The sequence below is a fragment of the Kitasatospora sp. NPDC058218 genome, assembly GCF_042882445.1.
Lineage (GTDB): Bacteria > Actinomycetota > Actinomycetes > Streptomycetales > Streptomycetaceae > Kitasatospora.
The window spans coordinates 139,293-157,678 of sequence record NZ_JBHVWC010000004.1; the positions used below are offsets into that span (position 1 = coordinate 139,293).

An 18,386-nucleotide genomic window follows, 5' to 3' on the forward strand; every position below is an offset into this window, starting at 1 on the left:
TGAACCGTCCGTTCCCCCGCCGCCGCCCGGCTGACCTCCCGCCGCGCCCCGGCCCCCGCTTCCCCGCCTCTCGTGTCAGCCCGCACCCGGGCCACCGCCACGTATCCAGCTGCGTTCCGCGCGCGACGACCTGAAGAAGCGCGCACGCACGAGGAAAGTCAAGGCCACGCCATGCCGCGCCAGTTGCACCTGTCCGCCGCCCTCGACAGTCCCGGCCGTTTCGACGCCGGGCACTTCACCGCCCTCGCCCGCCTCGCCGAGCGGGCCACGCTCGACTTCGTCACCCTCGACGACTCCTACGCACCCGAGCCGCGCCGGCTCGACGCCCTCGCCACCTTCGCCCGACTCGCGCCGCAGACCCGGGGGCTCGGCCTGGTCCCGACCGTCACCACCACGCACACCGAGCCGTTCCACACCTCGATATCGGTCAACACCCTGGACTGGGTGAGCGAGGGCAGGGCCGGCTGGCTGCTCGGGATCTCCGACACCGAGGCGCAGGCCCGCGCCTTCGGACGCAAGGGCGTCGCCCCGGCCGACGAGCTCTGGGCCGAGGCCGCCGACGCCGCCGAGGTCGCCGCGCGGCTCTGGGACAGCTGGGAGGACGACGCGGAGATCCGCGACGTGGCCACCGGCCGGTTCGTCGACCGGGAGAAGCTCCACTACATCGACTTCGAGGGCCCGCACTTCTCGGTGCGCGGCCCCTCCATCACCCCGCGCCCGCCCCAGGGCCGACCGGTCATCGCGGTACCGGTCGCCGCCGCGGACCTCGCCCCGGACGCCCCCGCCGGCAGCCGGGCCCGGGTGGAGACCGCCGCCCGGTACGCGGACGTCGTCCTGCTGGACGCCTCCGGCCCGGCGGACCGGCTGACCGCCGCCACCGAGCTGCGGCTGCGCGCGGGCGAGAGCCTGCGGATCCTCGCCCGGCTCCCCGCCGACCTCCCCGACAGCGCCGCGATCACCGCCCTGACCAGGGAGATCACCGAGGGCGGAGGCGGCGTCGACGGCTTCCACCTGGTACCCGCGGAGTCGGCCCGGGACCTCGCCGCGGTGGCCGACCAGGTCGTCCCCGCCCTGCGCGAGCGCGGCCTGTTCCGCACCGGCTACACCGGCGCCACCCTGCGCGACCACCTCGGCCTGGCCCGCCCGGCCAATCGCTACGCCCTCGCCGCCGCCGCTCCCGCTCCCGTTCCCGCCGCTCCCGGCCCCGGCGTCACCACCGCCGTTCCCGCCGCGCCCGCCGCCGCCCATGCCGAGGTGACCCGATGACGGACCGACCGCTGAAGCAGATCCACCTCGCCGCGCACTTCCCGGGCGTGAACAACACCACGGTCTGGACCGACCCGGCGTCCCGCAGCCAGATCGAGTTCGCCTCCTTCCGCCACCTCGCCGAGACCGCCGAACGCGGCCGGTTCGACTTCTTCTTCCTCGCCGAGGGCCTGCGCCTGCGCGAGGTCAACGGCCTGATCCACGACCTGGACGTGGTCGGCCGGCCCGAGTCGATCACCGTGCTCGGCGCGCTGGCCGCCGTCACCACCCACCTCGGGCTGGCCGCCACCGTCAACGCCACCTTCAACGAACCGTACGAGCTGGCCCGGCGGTTCGCGTCGCTCGACCACCTGTCCGGCGGCCGGGCCGCCTGGAACGTGGTCACCTCCTCGGACGCCTTCACCGGTGAGAACTTCCGCCGCGGCGGCTATCTCGACCGCGCCGACCGGTACACCCGCGCCGCCGAATTCGTCCAACTGGCCCGGGAGTTCTGGGACGGTGAGGACGTCCGGCACAGCGGCCCGCAGTTCGACGTCGAGGGCCGGCTCTCGGTGCCGCGCCCACCCCAGGGCCACCCGGTGGTGATCCAGGCCGGGGACTCCGACGAGGGCCGGGAGTTCGCCGCCGCCGCGGCCGACATCATCTTCAGCCGACACTCGACCCTCGCCGCCGGCCAGGCCTTCCACGCCGACGTCAAGCGCCGACTGGCCGCGTACGGGCGCAAGCCGGACGAGCTGAAGATCATGCCCGGCGTCACCTACGTCCTGGGCGACACCGAGGACGAGGCGACCGAGCGCGCCGCCGAGATCCGCCGCGCCCAGGTCGGACCGCAGACCGCCATCGCCTTCCTGGAGCAGATCTGGGGCGTCGACCTGTCCGGCCACGACCCGGACGGCCCGCTGCCCGCGGCGGACCCGGTGGTCGACAGCACCCTGGTACAGGGCCGGACCAGGCTCGGGGATCCGCTGGAGATCGCCGCCCGGTGGCGGGCGGTGGCCGCTGAGAAGAAGCTCACCAGCCGCGAACTGGTGATCGAGGTGACCGGCCGGCAGTCCTTCATCGGCACCCCGGCGACGGTCGCCGCGCAGCTCGACGCGTACGTGCAGAACGACGCGGCGGACGGTTTCATCCTCGTCCCGCACCTCACCCCGGGCGGTCTGGACGACTTCGTCGACCAGGTGGTGCCGCTGCTCCAGGAGCGCGGGGTGTTCCGTACCGAGTACACCGGGACGACGCTGCGCGACCACCTCGGCCTGCCCGTCCCCGGGCGGCGCTGACCACCCGCACCGGGTGGCGCCGGGCCGTACCGATTGGCCCGGCGCCGCTCGGTACGGCCCGGGAGCGGCCTCGGATCCGGCCTCAGATCCGGCCGAGGCGCGCCGCGTGGACACCGGCCTGGAAGCGGCTCTCCGCGCCCAGGTCGGCGGTCAGCTCGGCGACCAGCCGGCGCACCGTCCGCTCGGAGACCTCCAGCTTCCGGGCGATCGCCGCATCGGTCAGACCGGCCGCGAGCAGCCGCAGCACCATGTCGTGACGATCCGTCATCCCGCCGCTCCCGGCGAGGAGTTCCGGCGGCGTCCAGGCCGCCGACCAGAAGTACTCGAACAGCTCCGCCACCAGGGCGACCAGGGCCGGCTCGCGGACCACCACGGCCGCCTCGGCGACCGGGGCGTCCCCGCCGGGGCCGGCGCCCGGCGCGGGCAGGATCGCCAGCCGGGCGTCGACCACGATCAGCCACAGCGGCAACGAGTGCGCGGCCCTGATCCGGGCACCGGCCGCGGTCAGTTCACGGACGTGCGCGAGCACGGCGGGCCGGCGCAGCGCGGCGGCCGGGTAGATGGTGCGCAGGGTGGCGCCGTGGGCGAGGGCGAGCCGCTCGCGGGCGAGTTTGCCGGCCAGGGCGGGGCCGGAGAGGTCCTGGCCGGGCCGCAGCGAGAGGGCTTCGGTGCGGGCGCCGCGGGCGGCGTCCTCCAGCAGGGCGGCGATCCGTTCGGCGCCGCGGACGAGTTCGAGGGCGGCGCCGGTGTGGTGGCGGTGCTGGATCGGCAGGTAGCCGGCGTGCAGGCGGTCGACGGCGTCGCGGGCCCGGCCCAGGGCGGCGACGAGGTCGGTGACGTGGGTGTCCGTGTCGAGCAGGAGTTGGCGGACGGCGGTGTCGACGGAGACGGCGGCGTGTCCGCCGGCGGCGGCGGTGGGTTGGAGCAGGCCGAGGGTGCGGAGTTCGGCGGTGGCGGCGGCCAGGCGGCGCTCGTCCCAGTCGGGGCCGAGGGCGGTGGGCGGGCGCCCGGGTTCGGCGAGCAGGCGGGCGTAGAGCCGGGTGGCGTCGCTCTGGGCGGGGCTCCCCGCGTTCTCCGTGCGCTCCATCGGCGCAGCGTAGTGAGGCCGGGTGCGGGCGGGGCGGGGTTTCCGAGGGGCGAGACGGTGCCGCTTCCGCTCCCGGTCATGGCCGGTTCCGGCAGTGCCGGGGTGGCTGACCGGCGGCGCGGCGGTGGTCAGGATGGGCGGCATGGCTCTTCCCGAGGCTTCGACGATCTGGTTGGACGGCGCGCTGGTGCCCTGGCAGCAGGCGCGGACGCATGTGCTGACGCACGGCCTGCACTACGGCACGGGGGTGTTGGAGGGCACCCGGGTGTTCGCGACGGCGGATGGTCCGGCGGTGTTCCGGCTGCCCGAGCACCTGCGCCGGCTGGACCGCAGTGCGCGCATGCTGCGGATGGAACTCCCTTACAGTGTGGATGATTTGACCAAGGCGACGGTCGATCTGGTGCGGGTGAACGGTCACCGGTCGTGCTATCTGCGGCACTTCGCGTTCCTGGGGTACGGCTCGATGGGTCTGGACATGCGCTTCTCCCCCACCACGACGGCGATCGCGAGCTGGGAGTGGCATTCCCAACTGCCGGACGGGGGTGGTGGGATCAGGGTGAAGACGAGCAGTTGGCGGCGCAACGACCCGAACGCGGTGCCGCCGGCGGCGAAGGCGACGGGGCCGTATCTGAACTCGGTGCTGGCCCGGCGGGAGGCGACCGACGCGGGGTACGACGAGGCACTGCTGCTGGGGTCGGACGGTTCGGTGAGCGAGTGCACGGGCGAGAACGTGTTCGTGGTGCGCGACGGGGTGCTGCGGACGCCGCCGGCGAGTGCCGGGGCGCTGGAGGGGATCACCCAGGACACGGTGCTGGAGCTGGCGGCGGGTCTGGGGGTGCCGGCGCGGGTGGAGGGTCTGCTGCGTTCGGACCTGTACGCGGCGGACGAGGTGTTCCTGTGCGGGACGGCGGCGGGTGTCGTCCCGGTCCGTTCGCTGGACGACCGCGAGCTGCCGGCCGCGCCCGGTCCGGTCACCGACCGGTTGCGGGAGGCGTACGAGGCGGCGGTCTCGGGTGCCGATGCCCGTTACCGGCACTGGCTGACGCCGGTCTGCTGAGCGTTCAGAGCTCGTAGACGGCGCCGGCCCGGGCGATGTCGACCGGGCCGGTGAAGGCGGCGGCGGCGTCCCGGCGGTTGTGTTCGGCGTCGGTCCACGGCGGGATGTGGGTGAGGACGAGGTGGCGGGCGCGGGCGGCGGTGGCGTGTTCGCCGGCCTCGCGGCCGTTGAGGTGGACGGCCCGGTAGGTGTCGCGGCCGTCGATGTAGGCGGCTTCGCAGAGGAAGAGGTCGCTGTCGCGGGCGAGTTCGACGAGTGCGGCGCTCTCACCGGTGTCGCCGGAGTAGACGAGGCTGCGGCCGGCGTGTTCGAGCCGGAAGGCGAAGGCGTCGACGGGGTGGTTGACCTGGGCGACCTCGATCCGGAACGGGCCGAGGTCGAAGGCGCCGGGGGTGAGGGTGCGGAAGTCGAAGACCTCCTTCATGCCGGGGTTCTCCGGCATGTCGTAGGCGCGGGCCATCCGCTCGGCGGTGCCGGCCGGTCCGTAGACGGGCATCGGGTCGGGGCAGCCCTCGGCCCGGTAGTTGCGGGCGACCCAGTAGGCGCAGAGGTCGACGCAGTGGTCGGCGTGCAGGTGGCTGAGCAGGACGGCGTCGACCTCGTAGAGGCTGACGTACTTCTGCAGGGCGCCGAGTGCGCCGTTGCCGAGGTCGAGTACGACGCGGTAGCCGTCGGCCTCCACGAGGTAGCTGGAGCACGGCGAGTCGGCGGACGGGAAGCTCCCCGAGCACCCCACCACGGTCAGTTTCATCCGAGCCCCTCCGCCCCGACACGTCCTGGCTGCTGCTGGTCAATGGCAGTACCGGCCGGTGAACCGGCGGGTAGCACTGCGTTCGCGTGTCGAGAGTAAGGGCGGAGGGGCACTTTGCCCCCGTCTCCGTGCCGCGCTGTGGCTGGAATCACCAGAACGCCGGGGGCGGGGGCGGTGCGGTGGTTCAGCGGTGGCCGGGGCGCCGGCGGGCCCAGGTCCTGATCGTGTCGGGGTGCCAGCGGGGGTGTCCGCTGCCGTCGATGACGTCGGGGTCGGGGAGCAGGCCGTGTCGGCGGTAGTTGCGGACGGTCTCCGGCTGGACGTTGATGTGGCGGGCGATCTCGGCGTAGGACCACAGGTCGGTGCTGCGGTTCACGGGTCACCTCCGGATGCAGGGGGGACGTGCGTGATCAGCTTTCCGGGCTCCGGGGCGGGCTTGAGCGCAGAACGGACTCCGTGGTCATTCCGTGACGAACCGGGGGCAGGGAACGGATAAATGCTCAACTGTCACAGCCGTCACGGTGGTGGGAGCGGCCGCGTGCCGGGTACGGTCTGGCGCATGACTGGCTTCTGGGTGCTCCTGGCCGTGGCGGGTGCCGCGGTCCTGGCCTTCGTCGTGTCGGTGCTGGTCCGGCGGGCGCGCGGCGCGTCGGCGCCGGCCGTGCCGGAGCCCGGGCGGCGCCCGGCGAAGGGCCGCCCGGGCCCGGCTCCGCAGGAGATCTGGTGGGCGGAGGTGCCGTTCGAGGACGGCCCGGGGGCGAAGGACCGCCCCTGCCTGGTGCTGCGGGTGAACGGGCGCACCGCCACCGTCGCGAAGATCACCAGCAAGCACCACGCGGAGCGGCCGGGCGTGCTGCCGCTGCCGCCCGGCTCGGTGGGTGACCGCCAGGGCCGGACCAGCTGGCTGGAGACCGACGAGCTGCGCGAGGTGCCGCTGTCGGCGTTCCGCCGCCGGGCCGGTGTGGTGGACCGGCAGATCTGGGCCCGGGCCCGGCAGGCGGTGGCGGGTTAGCCGGCCGGACCGGAGCCGGCCCGGCGGGCGTTCCCGCGGCGGCGGCTCAGGCCCAGAGCTGGCCCTGCAGGGCCTCGACCGCGGCCTCGGTCGACTCGGCGGTGTAGATGCCGGTGGAGAGGTACTTCCAGCCCCCGTCCGCGACGACGAAGACGATGTCGGCGCGCTCCGCGGCCGTGGCGGCCTTGCGGCCGACGCCGATGGCGGCGTGCAGGATGGCGCCGGTGGAGACGCCGGCGAAGATGCCCTCCTGCTGCAGGAGTTCGCGGGTGCGGCGGACGGCGTCGGCGGAGCCGACCGAGAAGCGGGTGGTCAGCACCTCGGCGTCGTACAGCTCGGGGACGAAGCCCTCGTCGAGGTTGCGCAGACCGTAGACCAGGTCGTCGTAGCGGGGTTCGGCGGCGACGATCCGCACGCCGGGCACCTTCTCGCGCAGGAACCGGCCGACGCCCATCAGGGTGCCGGTGGTGCCGAGGCCGGCCACGAAGTGGGTGACGGAGGGCAGGTCGGCGAGGATCTCGGGGCCGGTGGTGGCGTAGTGGGCGCCGGCGTTGTCGGGGTTGCCGTACTGGTAGAGCATCACCCAGTCGGGGTGCTCGGCGGCGATCTCCTTGGCGATCCGCACGGCGGTGTTGGAGCCGCCGGCGGCCGGTGAGGGGATGATCTCCGCGCCCCACATGCGCAGCAGTTCGCGGCGCTCCTCGCTGGTGTTCTCGGGCATCACGCAGACCATCCGGTAGCCCTTGAGCTTGGCGGCCATGGCGAGGGAGATGCCGGTGTTGCCGCTGGTGGGCTCCAGGATGGTGCAGCCGGGGGTGAGCAGCCCGGCGGCCTCGGCGCGCTCGATCATGTGCAGCGCCGGGCGGTCCTTGATGGAGCCGGTGGGGTTGCGGTCCTCCAGCTTGGCCCAGAGGGTGACCAGGCCGTCGGCGTTGCCGGGGACGGCGGCGGAGAGTCGGGGCAGGCGGACCAGCGGGGTGTTGCCGACGGCTTCGAGCGGGCTGTCGTAACGCAAGGGGTGCCTCCGGCAACGGCGGTGAGGGTTGGGTGCGGCGGTCCTCCCGCCCGCGCGGCCGGCGGGCGGGAGGACCGGAGGTCAGCGGGCGCCGCCGGCCACGGCGGGCAGGATGGTGACGCTGTCGCCGTCGGCGAGGGCGGTGGAGATGCCCTCCAGGAAGCGGACGTCCTCGTCGTTGAGGTAGACGTTGACGAAGCGGCGCAGCTCGCCGCCGTCCAGCAGGCGGGCGGCGATGCCCGGGTGGCGGGCGTCGAGGTCCTGGAAGAGTTCCCCGAGGTTGCTGCCGGTGCCCTCGACGGCCTTGGCGCCGTCGGTGTAGGTGCGGAGGATGGTCGGGATGCGGACCTCGATGGCCATGGGTGCGCTCCTGTGCGAGTCGTGAGGTGGGTGGGCCGCAGCGGGCGCGGCAGGGCGGGTCGGGCCCGGTGCGCAGGGCGTGCGGCGGGCCTGGTCGGGCGGCTCAGCGCGAGCGCGCCGGCGTGCCGGGACAGATCGCGCTGGCGAGCCGGCACAGGTCGACGTGCAGGCGCGCCACGAGGCGGGTGCCCGGGGCCTGGGTGCTCACATCGACGGAACGCATGGGCTCATCGTATAGATTCCCGGGCTCGCTCCGACATGCCCGTCTCGGAATCCGGATGTTTCCGTTTCTGTTGGTGAGACGACACGGGCCCGCCGCCGTCGCTGGGACGGTGGCGGGCCGCGCCCAGGGGGGTGCGGGTCAGGGCTGGTAGGCCTCGACGACCTGGACGTCTTCTTCTGTGATCGCGCCGTCCACGATGCGGAACGAGCGGAACTGGTACGGGTCGTCCGGGCCGTTGCCGTCGGCGGTGGAGACCAGGACGTAGTGGGCGAACGGCTCGGAGGCGTAGCTGACGTCGGTGCGCGACGGGTAGGCCTCGGTGGCGGTGTGCGAGTGGTAGACGATCACGGGCTCCTCGTCCCGGTCGTCCATCTCGCGGTAGAGCTTCAGCAGGTCGCCCGAGTCGAACTCGTAGAAGGTGGGCGAGCGGGCGGCGTTGAGCATCGGGACGAACCGCTCGGGCCGTCCGCTGCCGGCCGGTCCGGCGACCACGCCACAGGCCTCGTCCGGGTGGTCGGCGCGGGCGTGGGCGACGACGGCGTCGCGCAGTTCTCGGGTGATGGTCAGCATGCGGTCAGGATAGCCACGCCCCGGCGGGTGTCCGCCGGGGCGTCCACGGCGTGGCCGTCGGGCGTCTCAGTGGGCGTCGCCGGCGCCGTTGCGGGCGTGCAGGTGGTCGTGGGCGACGGCGTGGACGGCCTGCGGGCTGCGGCGCTTGAGCACCTGGTAGCCGACCACGAGCAGGACGGCCCAGCCGGGGAAGACGTACAGCGAGATCCGGCTGTCCTTGTCGATCGCGATCAGCACGACCACCAGGACGAGGAAGGCGAGCGCGGACCAGCTGCTCCACAGGCCGCCGGGGGCCTTGAAGCTCGGCGGCGGCAGGTGCCCGCCCTTCCAGGCCTTCCGGTAGCGGATCTGGCAGATCAGGATCATCGCCCAGGTCCAGAGGCCGCAGACGGTGGCCACCGAGGTGATGTACTCGAACGCCTTGGCCGGGACGAGGTAGTTGAGCACCACGCCGACGCCCATCAGCATGGTCGAGACGGTGATCGCGACGGCGGGGCTGCGGTGGGAGTTGAGCTTGGTGACCTGCCGGGGGGCCTGGCCGCGCAGGGCGAGGTCGCGCAGCATCCGGCCGGTGGAGTACATGCCGGAGTTGCAGGAGGAGAGCGCGGCGGTGAGCACCACGAAGTTGATGATGCCGGCCGCGGCGGGGATGCCGATCTTGCCGAAGGCGGCGACGAACGGGCTGACGCCGGGCTGGAATTCGGTCCACGGGACGAGCGAGAGGATGATCACCAGAGCGCCGATGTAGAAGAGCGCGATCCGCCAGGGCAGCGTGTTGATGGCGCGCGGCAGGGTCTTCTGGGGGTTCTCGCTCTCGCCGGCGGTGACGCCGACCAGTTCGACGCCGAGGTAGGCGAACATGACGATCTGCAGGGTCATCACGGTGGCGCCGATCCCCTTGGGGAAGAAACCGCCGTCGTCCCAGAGGTTGGTGATCGACGCGGTGTCACCGGCGTCGCTGAAGCCGAGGGTGAGGACGCCGATGCCGATCAGGATCATGCCGATGATGGCGGTGACCTTGACCATCGAGAACCAGAACTCGATCTCGCCGAACAGCTTCACCGAGATCAGGTTGGCCCCGTAGAGGATGACCAGGAAGGTGAGCGCGCTGAGCCACTGCGGGATGTCGGGCGCCCAGAACTTCACGTAGACGGCGGCGGCGGTGGTCTCGGCCATGCCGGTGACCACCCAGAACAGCCAGTACGTCCAGCCGGTCACGAAGCCGGCGAAGGGGCCCAGGAACTCGCGGGCGTACTCGGCGAAGCTGCCGGAGACCGGGCGGTAGGTGAGCAGTTCGCCGAGGGCCCGCATGATCACGAAGATCGCCACGCCGGCCACGGCGTAGGAGAGGATCAGGCTCGGCCCGGACTTGGAGATCGCGGTGCCGGCGCCGAGGAAGAGCCCGGTGCCGATGGCGCCGCCGATGGCGATCATCTGGATCTGGCGACTGCCCAGACCCCGCTCGTAGCCCTCCTCGTCCGGTTTGCTGTCGACCACTTCGTCGTAGATCTGCTCGGCCATGGTGCACCGTCCTGGGTGGGTCTCGTGGGGTGGAGAAGTCGTACCACGCAGGTTCCGGATAGCGGTGTTCATCTGAGCGATATTTGAGCATGTCCTCATATCATTTCGCCCGTTTTGAACGGAAAAGCCGTGACCCCCCGTCCAGCATGCGGACGGGGGGTCACGGCGGCCCGGGAGCGGGGCAGGATCAGTCCGCGATCGCCTCCAGCAGCGACTCCTGCAGGGCGCCCAGCCACAGGTAGGCCATCACCAGCGGCTTGCGCTCGTCGGCGTCCGGCAGGTCGTACAGGCCCTGCTCGTCCTCCTCGGCGACCTCCAGCCGCACGCCCAGGGTCAGCCGCAGGTCGTTGAGCGCGCCCAGCCAGCGCAGACAGTCGGCGGCGGCCAGCTTGAGCACGCCGCCCTCGCCGCCGAGCCCGTCCAGCGCCCGGACCACCTGCAGCGCGTCCTCGCGCTTGCGGGCGCGCAGGTCCAGCTCGGTGTACCGGCGGAACTCCCGGGCGGCCTCCCTGGTCTCGGCCGTCTCGGCGTCGTCCGGCTTCTCCGGGTCGCCGTAGGCGTCGGGGAAGAGCCGGGCCAGCGCCGGGTCGGCGGGGGCCTCGCTCGGCCCCTCCGCGAACAGCGCGGCGAGCGGGTCGCTCGTGTCCCCGCCCGGGCCCGGTCCGATCAGCTCCAGCATCTGCACCTCCAGGGAGCGCAGGATGGAGGCCTCCAGCTCGTCCAGCGCGATCGCCGCGCTCCCGCCGCCGGCACTCTCGAACAACCCAGCCATCTGTATCGGTCAGCCCGTCTTCGTCGTCTTCGGTGGGGTGCGGGGCGCGGTTCGCGGGTCAGTCGTGCTGCAGTGTGGCCCAGAGGCCGTAGCCGTGCATCGCCTGCACATCGCGCTCCATCTCCTCGCGGGATCCGCTGGAGACCACCGCCCGGCCCTTGCTGTGCACCTCCATCATGAGCTTCCGGGCCTTGTCCTTCGGGTAGCCGAAGTAGGCCTGGAACACGTACTGGACGTAGCTCATCAGGTTGACCGGGTCGTTGTGCACGATGGTCACCCAGGGCGTGTCCGGCTCCGCCACCGGCAGGCCTTCGACCTCCGGGCGCTCGATCTCCACGGGCGCGACACTCAACGCTGGGTCCTCCTCGCCGTTCTTCCCGCACATACCCCTTCAGCCCCCATGCTGCCATCCGGGGGACCTCCGGGCGATTCCGACCCGGGGCGCAGGAACGCCCGCGACGAGAAATCGTCAATCTGACGCTAAGTGGTAGTAGCATCATCCCCATGGACGCCACTTCAGTGCGCGCGGCCGGTTCGACCGCGCTCCTCACCGACCGCTACGAGCTCACCATGTTGCAGGCCGCCCTGCGCAGCGGAGCCGCGCACCGCCGCTCCGTCTTCGAGGTGTTCACCCGCCGCCTGCCGAGCGGCCGCCGCTACGGCGTGATGGCCGGCACGGGGCGGGTCCTGGACGCCGTCGAGAACTTCCGCTTCACCAGCGCGCAGCTCGACTGGCTGGCCGGCCAGGGCGTGGTCGAGGACGACACCCTGCGCTACCTGGCCGACTACCGGTTCACCGGTGACATCCACGGCTACCCGGAGGGCGAGGTCTACTTCCCCGGTTCGCCGCTGCTCACCGTCGAGGGCAGCTTCGCCGAGGGGGTGATCCTGGAGACCGTGATCCTCTCGATCCTCAACCACGACTCGGCGATCGCCGCCGCCGCCTCCCGGATGACCGCCGCCGCCGGCGGACGCCCGTGCATCGAGATGGGCGCCCGGCGCGCCCACGAGCAGGCCGCCGTGGCCGCCGCCCGCGCCGCGTACGTGGCCGGCTTCGCGGCCACCTCCGACCTGGAGGCCGGCTTCACCCACGACATCCCGACCACCGGCACCGCCGCGCACGCCTTCACCCTGGTGCACGACAACGAGCGGGACGCGTTCCGGGCCCAGATCGCCTCGATGGGCCGGGGCACCACCCTGCTGGTCGACACCTTCGACCTGCGCGAGGCCGTCCGCACCGCCGTCGAGGTGGCCGGCCCCGAGCTCGGCGCGGTACGGATCGACTCCGGCGACCTCACGCTGCTGGCCCACCGGGTCCGGCGCCAGCTGGACGAGCTCGGCGCCCACAAGACGAAGATCATCGTCACCTCGGACCTGGACGAGTACGCGATCGCCGCACTGGCCGCCGCCCCGGTGGACGGCTACGGCGTCGGCACCAGCCTGGTCACCGGCAGCGGCCACCCGACCTGCGCGATGGTCTACAAGCTGGTCGCCCGCGCCGAGGTGCCGCAGGGCCCGCTGGTGCCGGTCGCCAAGCGCGCGGCGGGCGGCAAGACCAGCGTCGGCGGCCGCAAGTGGGCGGCCCGCCGGCCCGACCAGGACGGCGTCGCCGAGGCCGAGGTGGTCGGCACCGGGCCGATCCCGGCCGAGCTGGAGCCGCACCTCCTGCAGGTCCCGCTGGTGCGGGCCGGCGAGGTGGTCGGCCGGGAGCCGCTGGCCGCGGCGCGCGAGCGGCACGTCCGGGCCCTGGCGGGACTGCCGCTGTCGGCCACCCAGCTGTCCAAGGGCGACCCGGTCCTGTCGACCGAACTGATCGTCTGACCGCCGTTCGGCGCGGGCCGTCCGGGCCGGGGGCACGAGGCCCGGGTGCGCCCCGGGCCTTCCGCCCCCGGGTGCCACTGCCTACAGTCGACCGTAGAGTTCCCACCGGACGCGCGGAGCACCAGCGCACCGCGCCCCCACCAGACAACCGAGGATGCAAGCCATGCACCGGGCACTGATCGTCGTCGACGTGCAGAACGACTTCTGCGAGGGCGGCAGCCTGGCCGTCGCCGGCGGGGCCGAGGTGGCTGCCGCGATCACCGACCTGATCGCCGAGTCCCACGCCGGTTACCAGCACGTCCTCGCCACCCGCGACAACCACATCGATCCGGGCGACCACTTCTCCGACGCCCCGGACTACGTCAACAGCTGGCCGGTGCACTGCGTGGCGGGCACCGAGGGCGTCGGCTTCCACCCCAACTTCGCGCCCTCCGTCACCTCCGGCGCGATCGAGGCGGTCTTCGACAAGGGCGCCTACGCGGCGGCGTACAGCGGCTTCGAGGGCTTCGACGAGAACAACCGGGGCCCGATCGAGTGGCTGCGCGAGCGTCAGGTCACCGAGGTCGACGTGGTCGGGCTCGCCACCGACCACTGCGTCAGGGCCACCGCGCTGGACGCCGTCCGGGCGGGCTTCGCCACCCGCGTCCTGCTGGACCTGACCGCCGGTGTGGCGCCGCAGACCACCGCCGCCGCGCTGGAGGAGCTGCGGGCGGCCGGCGTCGAACTGGTCGGGACGCCGATGGTGCGGGGCTGAGCCCCGGGCCGGCGCCGGCTCACCGCTCGGTGACCAGCAGCTCCACCACGTCGGTGCCGCCCAGCCGGAAGGCCTCGCGCAGCTCGGCGCCGACCGCCTCCGGCTCGGCGGCCAACCGCACACCGCCGACGTGGACCAGCCGCACCCCGAGGTACTCCATCCGGTGCTGGCCGCCGCGCACCCAGGCGGCCTCCCCCTCACTGACACAGCGCAGCTCCGAGTCGACCTCCACCGCCACCCCCACCGTCGGCCAGTAGAGGTCCGGCACGGCGATGTAGGTGCCGCCGCGCATCCGCAGCTCGGGGCCGGTCAGCGGGACGGGCAGCAGCCACTCGTCCAGCAGGGCGCCGAGCCGCTCCAGCACCGCGTCCCGCTCGGCGGCCAGCAGCTCGTCCAGGGCGGCCCGCACCCGCAGGTCGGCGGCCAGCCCGGACTCGGTCAGCTCGGCGACCAACTCCCGGACGGTGCACCGGATGTCGGGGCGCTCCACGGCCTCCCGCAGCACCGCGCGGACCGGCAGCGCGGCGCCCTCGGCCGTCCACTCGCGCAGCGCGTCGGCCACCGCCCGGGCGACCGGAGCACAGGCCAGGCCGTGCACCGAACTGGCCACCAACTCCCGTTCGGTGCGCCGGATCCGGACCTCACCGGCGTCCTTCAGCCGGCGCTGGCGGGGCACCAGGACGTCCACCCCGGTGACGGCGGGCAGCCGCGGCACGGCGGCGAAGCCGTAGAGCGCGAGCGCGGCCGTACCGGTGATCACGGCGCCTTCCCGGCGGCCCTCCTCACGCCCGTTCTGCGCGGCGTAGAGCAGGGCCGCCCACATCCGCTGCTCCGGGGTCGGCTCGCCGGACTGCAGGAGGTAGACCCTGGGCAGCAGCCGCTGCCAGGGGCCGCCGCGGCGGCAGTGCCCGGTGACCACCCGGGCCGGCACGCCCCGGGCGCGCAGCTGGCTGGCGGTGATGACGTTCTGCTGACGCTTCGCCAGTTCCTCCAGGGAAGGTGGCGGCGAGGGGATCCGGTAGCTCATGCCGACACCATCCCCAACAGCCCGGACCGTCCATCGGCCACCTGACGCACTGTTACCCAACCGTCGTGAAACCGGGACCAGTCCGCACTAAAGTCCTCATACCCTCACTCATTCGGCGTAATGGGCGATCATATGCTTGTCACTATTGATTGAAGCCGAGCGACGACCAGGCTGTCTGACCGTGAGTGACCAAGGGCATACGCCGAAGCGCCTCCGGAAGTCACTCCCGCCCGCCGGATTGCCTACCCTTGGTGCATGTCACGTGACGAGACCGCCGGCCTCCGCGCGGCCCAGCTCCGCCTTGGCCGCCTGCCCGGATACGTCCGCCGGCCGGACCCGGCCCGCCGCAGCGGCGAACAGGGCCATACGTACAAAAAAGGCTGGGAGGTTCGCTTCACCGCCCGCAGCGAGGCGGAGATAGCCGAGATCCGCGACCTCGTGGTCGCGGCCGGATTCGCCCCGGCCCGGCCCTTCTTCAAGGGGCACCAGCTGATCCAGCCCGTGTACGGGATGGCCGCCGTCCAGGCCTACCTGGCCGCGAGACAGGCGGCCGAGGACCATGCCGCCCGCACCGCCGTCGGCCGCGAACGACGGATCGACGACCCCACCGGGCCGGACGGGGCCGCCGCCGTGAGCGCCACGGCAGCAGCAGCCGCCGCAGCAGCCGCGGCGGCCGAGCTGGCCCGGCGGCGGGCCGTCGACGCCTTCCCCGCCCAGCTCGAACGGACCACCGCGGCGGACGGCCGGATCACCTCCGCGGAGGCCAGGCACACCGGCTGACGTTCGACCGGACGAAGTACCGCGCCGCACAGTCGCCCACCCGTCGGGCGACCGGGCGCGACCGACACGGACAGGGGCGGCCGGAGGGGGCCGGACCGCCCGCCCTGCCGTCTCGCCCGCACCGCTTCGGGCCCGACCCGGGCCCACCCTGCCCCACCGCCCGGCCCCGCCCGGCCCACCGGCCCGGCTCCCGCCCGGCCGACCCCGGCGGCACGAGCGCACCACCCCTCCGCGGACCGCCTCCGGGACCGTCCGAACACCTGCGCCGATGCTCCGCGCGCGCGACCGGTAGCGCGGGCGCGGCTTCACGCCGAGGGCGTGGACGTGAGCCGCCGAACCGCCTACGGTGGCTCATCAACTGCCCCGCGAACCCGCAGTCCCACTCCGCTGACCGGCCACGACGCACTCGCGTCCGCGCCCGCCGCACCGCTGTGCCCCACTCCACCACCGGCCCCGCGCCACCCCGCCGCCCGCCCGCCCGCCGCCGGCCACCGCCGGAACCGGCCGAGCGACGGTGCCTTCCGGGCATTCAATCCGATTGGTAACCCAGCGCACCGAGCGCCTACCGTAGAGTGAGCACAGATGATCGACCGTCAGAAGCCCATCTCACTTGCCGAGAAGCCGAGATGACCAACCGTCATGACAGCACCGCCGAGCCTCCCCCGGGGCCCGGCGAACCGCCTGCCGTACCGCTGGAGTTCGCGGCGTTCTGCGAGCTGCACCGACCGCGGTACCTCAGCTACGCCCGGGTGTGGCTGCCGGACCAGACCGAGGCGGCCGGCGCGGTCCAACAGGCCTTCGCCGAAATCGCCGTCCACTGGCGCGAGTTGCTGGGCAGCTCCAATCCCACCGCACACGCCTGGCAGATCCTGCGCGGCACCGTCAGCGACCACACCCGACAGGCCGGGCCGCCGGCCCGGCCCCACCACCCCGCCGACGACGACCTCGCGATCCTGCACTACGTCGTCGGCCTCGCCGCACCCGAGATCGCCGATGTCATCGGCACCGACACCGCCAGCGTGGCCGGCCGACTCCGCCGCACCATGCTGCGCGAGGCCTCCGGCTGGTGACCCCGGCGAAGCCCTCGCGCCACCCCGGGACCCGCGCCCGCGCCCGGTGGATCAGACCCGCGCGCCCGTCACGTCGTACAGGTGGTGGACCGGGTCGTGGACCAGGTAGCGGGAGAACGACTCCACCGTGAAACGCGCACCGTCGCTGCGGTTGCCGGTGCGCTGCCACTGCTCGCCCGCGACCCGCTCGAAGGCGTCCGCCAGGATCCGCCCGGCCTCGGCCAGATCCGCCGCGACCGCCGACGGCCGCTGCTCCCCGTAGCGTTCGGCGACGGCCGTCTCGTCCTGGTCCCAGTTCGGGAAGTCCGGGCCGTCCTGGTCGAGCATGAGGTTCAGCCGGACGTGGAACAGCCGGAAGACGTCCCGTACGTGGCAGGCGTACTCCAGGTCCGACCAGACCTCCGGGCGGGGCCGGCGGCGCAGCGCGTCCTCGTCGCCGCCCAGCACCGCCACCCAGGCGTCCGCGTTGGCCCGGATCAGCCCGGGGACGGCGTCGCGGTCCACGGCCGCGGAGTCCAGGCCGCAGTCCGGGCAGGCCCGCTCCAGCACCCAGGTCCAGTCCTTGGTGTCCGGGACGATGGCTTCGGTGGAGGCGGTGCCGGCGGTATCGGCGCCGCCTGCGGCGGACTTCGGGACGGACGCGGCGGCGGCGCTCTCAGGACTGGTCATGCGTCCAGGATGGCCGCGGCCCCACCGCCCCCACCAGCGGCCCGACCGCCAGCGGCCGCCGAAATACTGCCAGGCCCGGCCGGGCCGGTGCCGCCGCGCCACCCGGACGGCTCAGCGGGAGCGGCCGGCCCGCACGTCCTCGTCCCGCTCGTACGCCTCCCGCGCCTCCAGCAGACCCGCCAGGTTCTGCCGGCTCCAGGCGCAGACCGCGTCCATCGGCCCCAGCAGCGTGTGGCCGAGCGGCGTCAGCGCGTACTCCACCCGCGGCGGGTTCTCGTCGTACTCGGTGCGGCTCACCACGCCGTCGTACTCCATCGCGCGCAGCGACTCGGACAGCACCTTCGAGGTGATGCCGACCAGCGGCACCCGCAGCTCGGAGAACCGGCGCGGACCGCCCTCCAGGCAGCGCATGATCTTCCAGGCCCACTTCTTGCCGCCCAGCACCGGAATCGTCTGCACCGGGCAGCCCGGGTCGAAGAAGTCCGGTGGCAGCGGTACGAGCACGGTCGGCGTCATGGCCCCGACGGTAGCCGACGCCGCGTCCGGTCCGGCCCCCGCCGGTACCGTTGAAGTAACCGGCACCCCCGGTCTACCGTCACGGCAACGGCGGGCGACAGCGCCCCCGACGAGCGGACGGAGACCGCGATGAGCAGCACCGGCAAGCAGGACGGCACCGACGTGATCGTGTTCGGCGCGGGCGGGCAGGTCGGGCGCGCCGTGGTCGCCGAAGCCCGGCGGCGCGGACTGACCGTCACCGCCGCCGTCCGCGACCCCGAGCGCCACCGCGACCTCGCGGAGACCGGCGCCGCCCTGGTCCGCTGCGACATCACCGACGAGGCCGCCGTCGCCACCGCCGCACTCGGGCACACCGCCGCCGTCAGCACCGTCTACACCCCCGACGTGCCCTCCGCCCGGTTCTACCGGGCCGCCACCGAAGCCCTGGTGGCCGGCCTCGCCGCGGCCGGGGTCCACCGGCTGGTCCACGTCGGCGTCGCCACCACGCTGGAGACCGCGCCCGGCACCGCCGTCCACGACGGCCCCGCCTTCCCCGAGGCCTACCGCGCCTTCTCGCTCGGCCACTCCACCGCGCTGGACCTGCTGCGGGACTCCGCCACCGCACTGGACTGGGTCGTCGTCACCCCGCCCCTCGACCTCGACCGCACCGCGCCCGGCACCGGCCACTACCGGGTCGGCGGCCCGCAGGTCCTCGGCGAGCGGATCGCCCAGGCCGACCTCGCGGTGGCCGTGGTCGACGAGGCCGCCGCGCCGGCACACCACCGCGAGCAGATCGCCGTCGCCGCGTAGCCGGGGGCGGGCCCGGGCGGGGCCGACCGAAAGTCCCTGGCCGGAGAGG

At 73.5% G+C, this 18,386-nt stretch carries 22 protein-coding genes; 9 read left to right on the forward strand and 13 right to left on the reverse strand.

Going from position 1 to position 18,386, the window contains the following annotated elements:
- Positions 1–171 precede the first annotated feature (171 nt).
- Positions 172–1,266: an LLM class flavin-dependent oxidoreductase gene (locus tag ACFVYI_RS03810; protein ID WP_387881260.1), complete on the forward strand. Its 1,095-nt coding sequence runs from the start codon at positions 172–174 to the stop codon at positions 1,264–1,266.
- On the forward strand, positions 1,263–2,543 hold the full coding sequence (locus ACFVYI_RS03815) for an LLM class flavin-dependent oxidoreductase (RefSeq protein ID WP_387881262.1): 1,281 nt from the start codon (positions 1,263–1,265) through the stop codon (positions 2,541–2,543). The genes ACFVYI_RS03810 and ACFVYI_RS03815 overlap by 4 nt, the downstream gene beginning before the upstream one ends.
- 82 nt (positions 2,544–2,625) lie before the next feature.
- On the opposite strand, the gene ACFVYI_RS03820 is transcribed toward ACFVYI_RS03815, so the two are convergent.
- Positions 2,626–3,630, reverse strand: a complete 1,005-nt coding sequence (locus ACFVYI_RS03820; protein ID WP_387881264.1) for a LuxR C-terminal-related transcriptional regulator — start codon at positions 3,628–3,630, stop codon at positions 2,626–2,628.
- Positions 3,631–3,772: 142 nt separating this feature from the next.
- On the opposite strand from ACFVYI_RS03820, the gene ACFVYI_RS03825 reads away from it, so the two are divergent.
- The gene (locus ACFVYI_RS03825) at positions 3,773–4,687 is read left to right on the forward strand and encodes a branched-chain amino acid transaminase (protein ID WP_387881267.1); all 915 of its coding nucleotides are present in this window, start codon (positions 3,773–3,775) and stop codon (positions 4,685–4,687) included.
- 4 nt (positions 4,688–4,691) lie between these two features.
- Here the strand turns inward: ACFVYI_RS03825 and ACFVYI_RS03830 are convergent, their stop codons facing one another.
- Both ACFVYI_RS03830 and ACFVYI_RS03835 read right to left on the reverse strand, forming a co-directional pair.
- On the reverse strand, positions 4,692–5,438 hold the full coding sequence (locus ACFVYI_RS03830) for an MBL fold metallo-hydrolase (protein ID WP_387881268.1): 747 nt from the start codon (positions 5,436–5,438) through the stop codon (positions 4,692–4,694).
- A 184-nt stretch (positions 5,439–5,622) separates the two neighbouring features.
- On the reverse strand, positions 5,623–5,814 hold the full coding sequence (locus ACFVYI_RS03835) for a MarR family transcriptional regulator (RefSeq protein WP_387881270.1): 192 nt from the start codon (positions 5,812–5,814) through the stop codon (positions 5,623–5,625).
- A gap of 183 nt (positions 5,815–5,997) precedes the next feature.
- Here ACFVYI_RS03835 and ACFVYI_RS03840 point away from each other — a divergent pair, with 183 nt between their 5' ends.
- Positions 5,998–6,450, forward strand: coding sequence for a type II toxin-antitoxin system PemK/MazF family toxin (locus tag ACFVYI_RS03840; protein WP_387881272.1), 453 nt, complete (start codon positions 5,998–6,000; stop codon positions 6,448–6,450).
- A gap of 46 nt (positions 6,451–6,496) precedes the next feature.
- Here ACFVYI_RS03840 and ACFVYI_RS03845 read toward each other — a convergent pair whose 3' ends face one another.
- From ACFVYI_RS03845 to clpS, 7 genes are all read right to left on the reverse strand, one after another.
- Positions 6,497–7,465 (reverse strand): PLP-dependent cysteine synthase family protein, encoded by a 969-nt coding sequence (locus ACFVYI_RS03845; protein ID WP_387881274.1) that lies wholly within the window; start codon positions 7,463–7,465, stop codon positions 6,497–6,499.
- Between the two features lie 81 nt (positions 7,466–7,546).
- A complete protein-coding gene (locus ACFVYI_RS03850; protein WP_030394231.1) occupies positions 7,547–7,825 on the reverse strand; it encodes a MoaD/ThiS family protein in 279 nt (92 codons plus the stop codon).
- Between the two features lie 103 nt (positions 7,826–7,928).
- Positions 7,929–8,048: a putative leader peptide gene (locus ACFVYI_RS03855; protein ID WP_327677307.1), complete on the reverse strand. Its 120-nt coding sequence runs from the start codon at positions 8,046–8,048 to the stop codon at positions 7,929–7,931.
- 138 nt (positions 8,049–8,186) lie between these two features.
- Positions 8,187–8,618, reverse strand: coding sequence for a Mov34/MPN/PAD-1 family protein (locus tag ACFVYI_RS03860; protein WP_387881276.1), 432 nt, complete (start codon positions 8,616–8,618; stop codon positions 8,187–8,189).
- A 66-nt stretch (positions 8,619–8,684) separates the two neighbouring features.
- Positions 8,685–10,139 carry an amino acid permease gene (locus ACFVYI_RS03865; RefSeq protein WP_387881278.1) on the reverse strand — a complete coding sequence of 485 codons (1,455 nt, stop codon included), beginning with the start codon at positions 10,137–10,139 and terminating at the stop codon, positions 8,685–8,687.
- 187 nt (positions 10,140–10,326) lie between these two features.
- Complete coding sequence (locus ACFVYI_RS03870) at positions 10,327–10,911, reverse strand: DUF2017 domain-containing protein (RefSeq protein ID WP_387881280.1); 585 nt, start codon at positions 10,909–10,911, stop codon at positions 10,327–10,329.
- A gap of 58 nt (positions 10,912–10,969) precedes the next feature.
- Positions 10,970–11,263 (reverse strand): ATP-dependent Clp protease adapter ClpS, encoded by a 294-nt coding sequence (gene clpS, locus ACFVYI_RS03875; protein ID WP_329487840.1) that lies wholly within the window; start codon positions 11,261–11,263, stop codon positions 10,970–10,972.
- A 152-nt stretch (positions 11,264–11,415) separates the two neighbouring features.
- Between clpS and ACFVYI_RS03880 the strand changes: the two genes are divergently transcribed.
- Together ACFVYI_RS03880 and ACFVYI_RS03885 are read left to right on the forward strand one after the other, a co-directional pair.
- Positions 11,416–12,732: a nicotinate phosphoribosyltransferase gene (locus ACFVYI_RS03880; RefSeq protein WP_387881282.1), complete on the forward strand. Its 1,317-nt coding sequence runs from the start codon at positions 11,416–11,418 to the stop codon at positions 12,730–12,732.
- A 163-nt stretch (positions 12,733–12,895) separates the two neighbouring features.
- Positions 12,896–13,486, forward strand: coding sequence for an isochorismatase family protein (locus ACFVYI_RS03885; RefSeq protein ID WP_387881284.1), 591 nt, complete (start codon positions 12,896–12,898; stop codon positions 13,484–13,486).
- A gap of 19 nt (positions 13,487–13,505) precedes the next feature.
- On the opposite strand, the gene ACFVYI_RS03890 is transcribed toward ACFVYI_RS03885, so the two are convergent.
- Entirely contained in the window at positions 13,506–14,513 is a 1,008-nt protein-coding gene (locus tag ACFVYI_RS03890) for a hypothetical protein (RefSeq protein ID WP_387881286.1), read from the reverse strand.
- Between the two features lie 255 nt (positions 14,514–14,768).
- On the opposite strand from ACFVYI_RS03890, the gene ACFVYI_RS03895 reads away from it, so the two are divergent.
- Together ACFVYI_RS03895 and ACFVYI_RS03900 are read left to right on the forward strand one after the other, a co-directional pair.
- On the forward strand, positions 14,769–15,293 hold the full coding sequence (locus ACFVYI_RS03895; RefSeq protein ID WP_387881288.1) for a hypothetical protein: 525 nt from the start codon (positions 14,769–14,771) through the stop codon (positions 15,291–15,293).
- Positions 15,294–15,919: 626 nt separating this feature from the next.
- A complete protein-coding gene (locus ACFVYI_RS03900; protein ID WP_387881290.1) occupies positions 15,920–16,363 on the forward strand; it encodes an RNA polymerase sigma factor in 444 nt (147 codons plus the stop codon).
- Positions 16,364–16,414: 51 nt separating this feature from the next.
- Here the strand turns inward: ACFVYI_RS03900 and ACFVYI_RS03905 are convergent, their stop codons facing one another.
- Together ACFVYI_RS03905 and ACFVYI_RS03910 are read right to left on the reverse strand one after the other, a co-directional pair.
- On the reverse strand, positions 16,415–17,032 hold the full coding sequence (locus ACFVYI_RS03905; protein WP_387881292.1) for a DinB family protein: 618 nt from the start codon (positions 17,030–17,032) through the stop codon (positions 16,415–16,417).
- Positions 17,033–17,143: 111 nt separating this feature from the next.
- A complete protein-coding gene (locus ACFVYI_RS03910) occupies positions 17,144–17,548 on the reverse strand; it encodes a winged helix-turn-helix transcriptional regulator (RefSeq protein ID WP_387881294.1) in 405 nt (134 codons plus the stop codon).
- Between the two features lie 129 nt (positions 17,549–17,677).
- Here ACFVYI_RS03910 and ACFVYI_RS03915 point away from each other — a divergent pair, with 129 nt between their 5' ends.
- Positions 17,678–18,337 carry an NAD(P)-dependent oxidoreductase gene (locus ACFVYI_RS03915; RefSeq protein WP_387881296.1) on the forward strand — a complete coding sequence of 220 codons (660 nt, stop codon included), beginning with the start codon at positions 17,678–17,680 and terminating at the stop codon, positions 18,335–18,337.
- Positions 18,338–18,386: the final 49 nt, after the last annotated feature.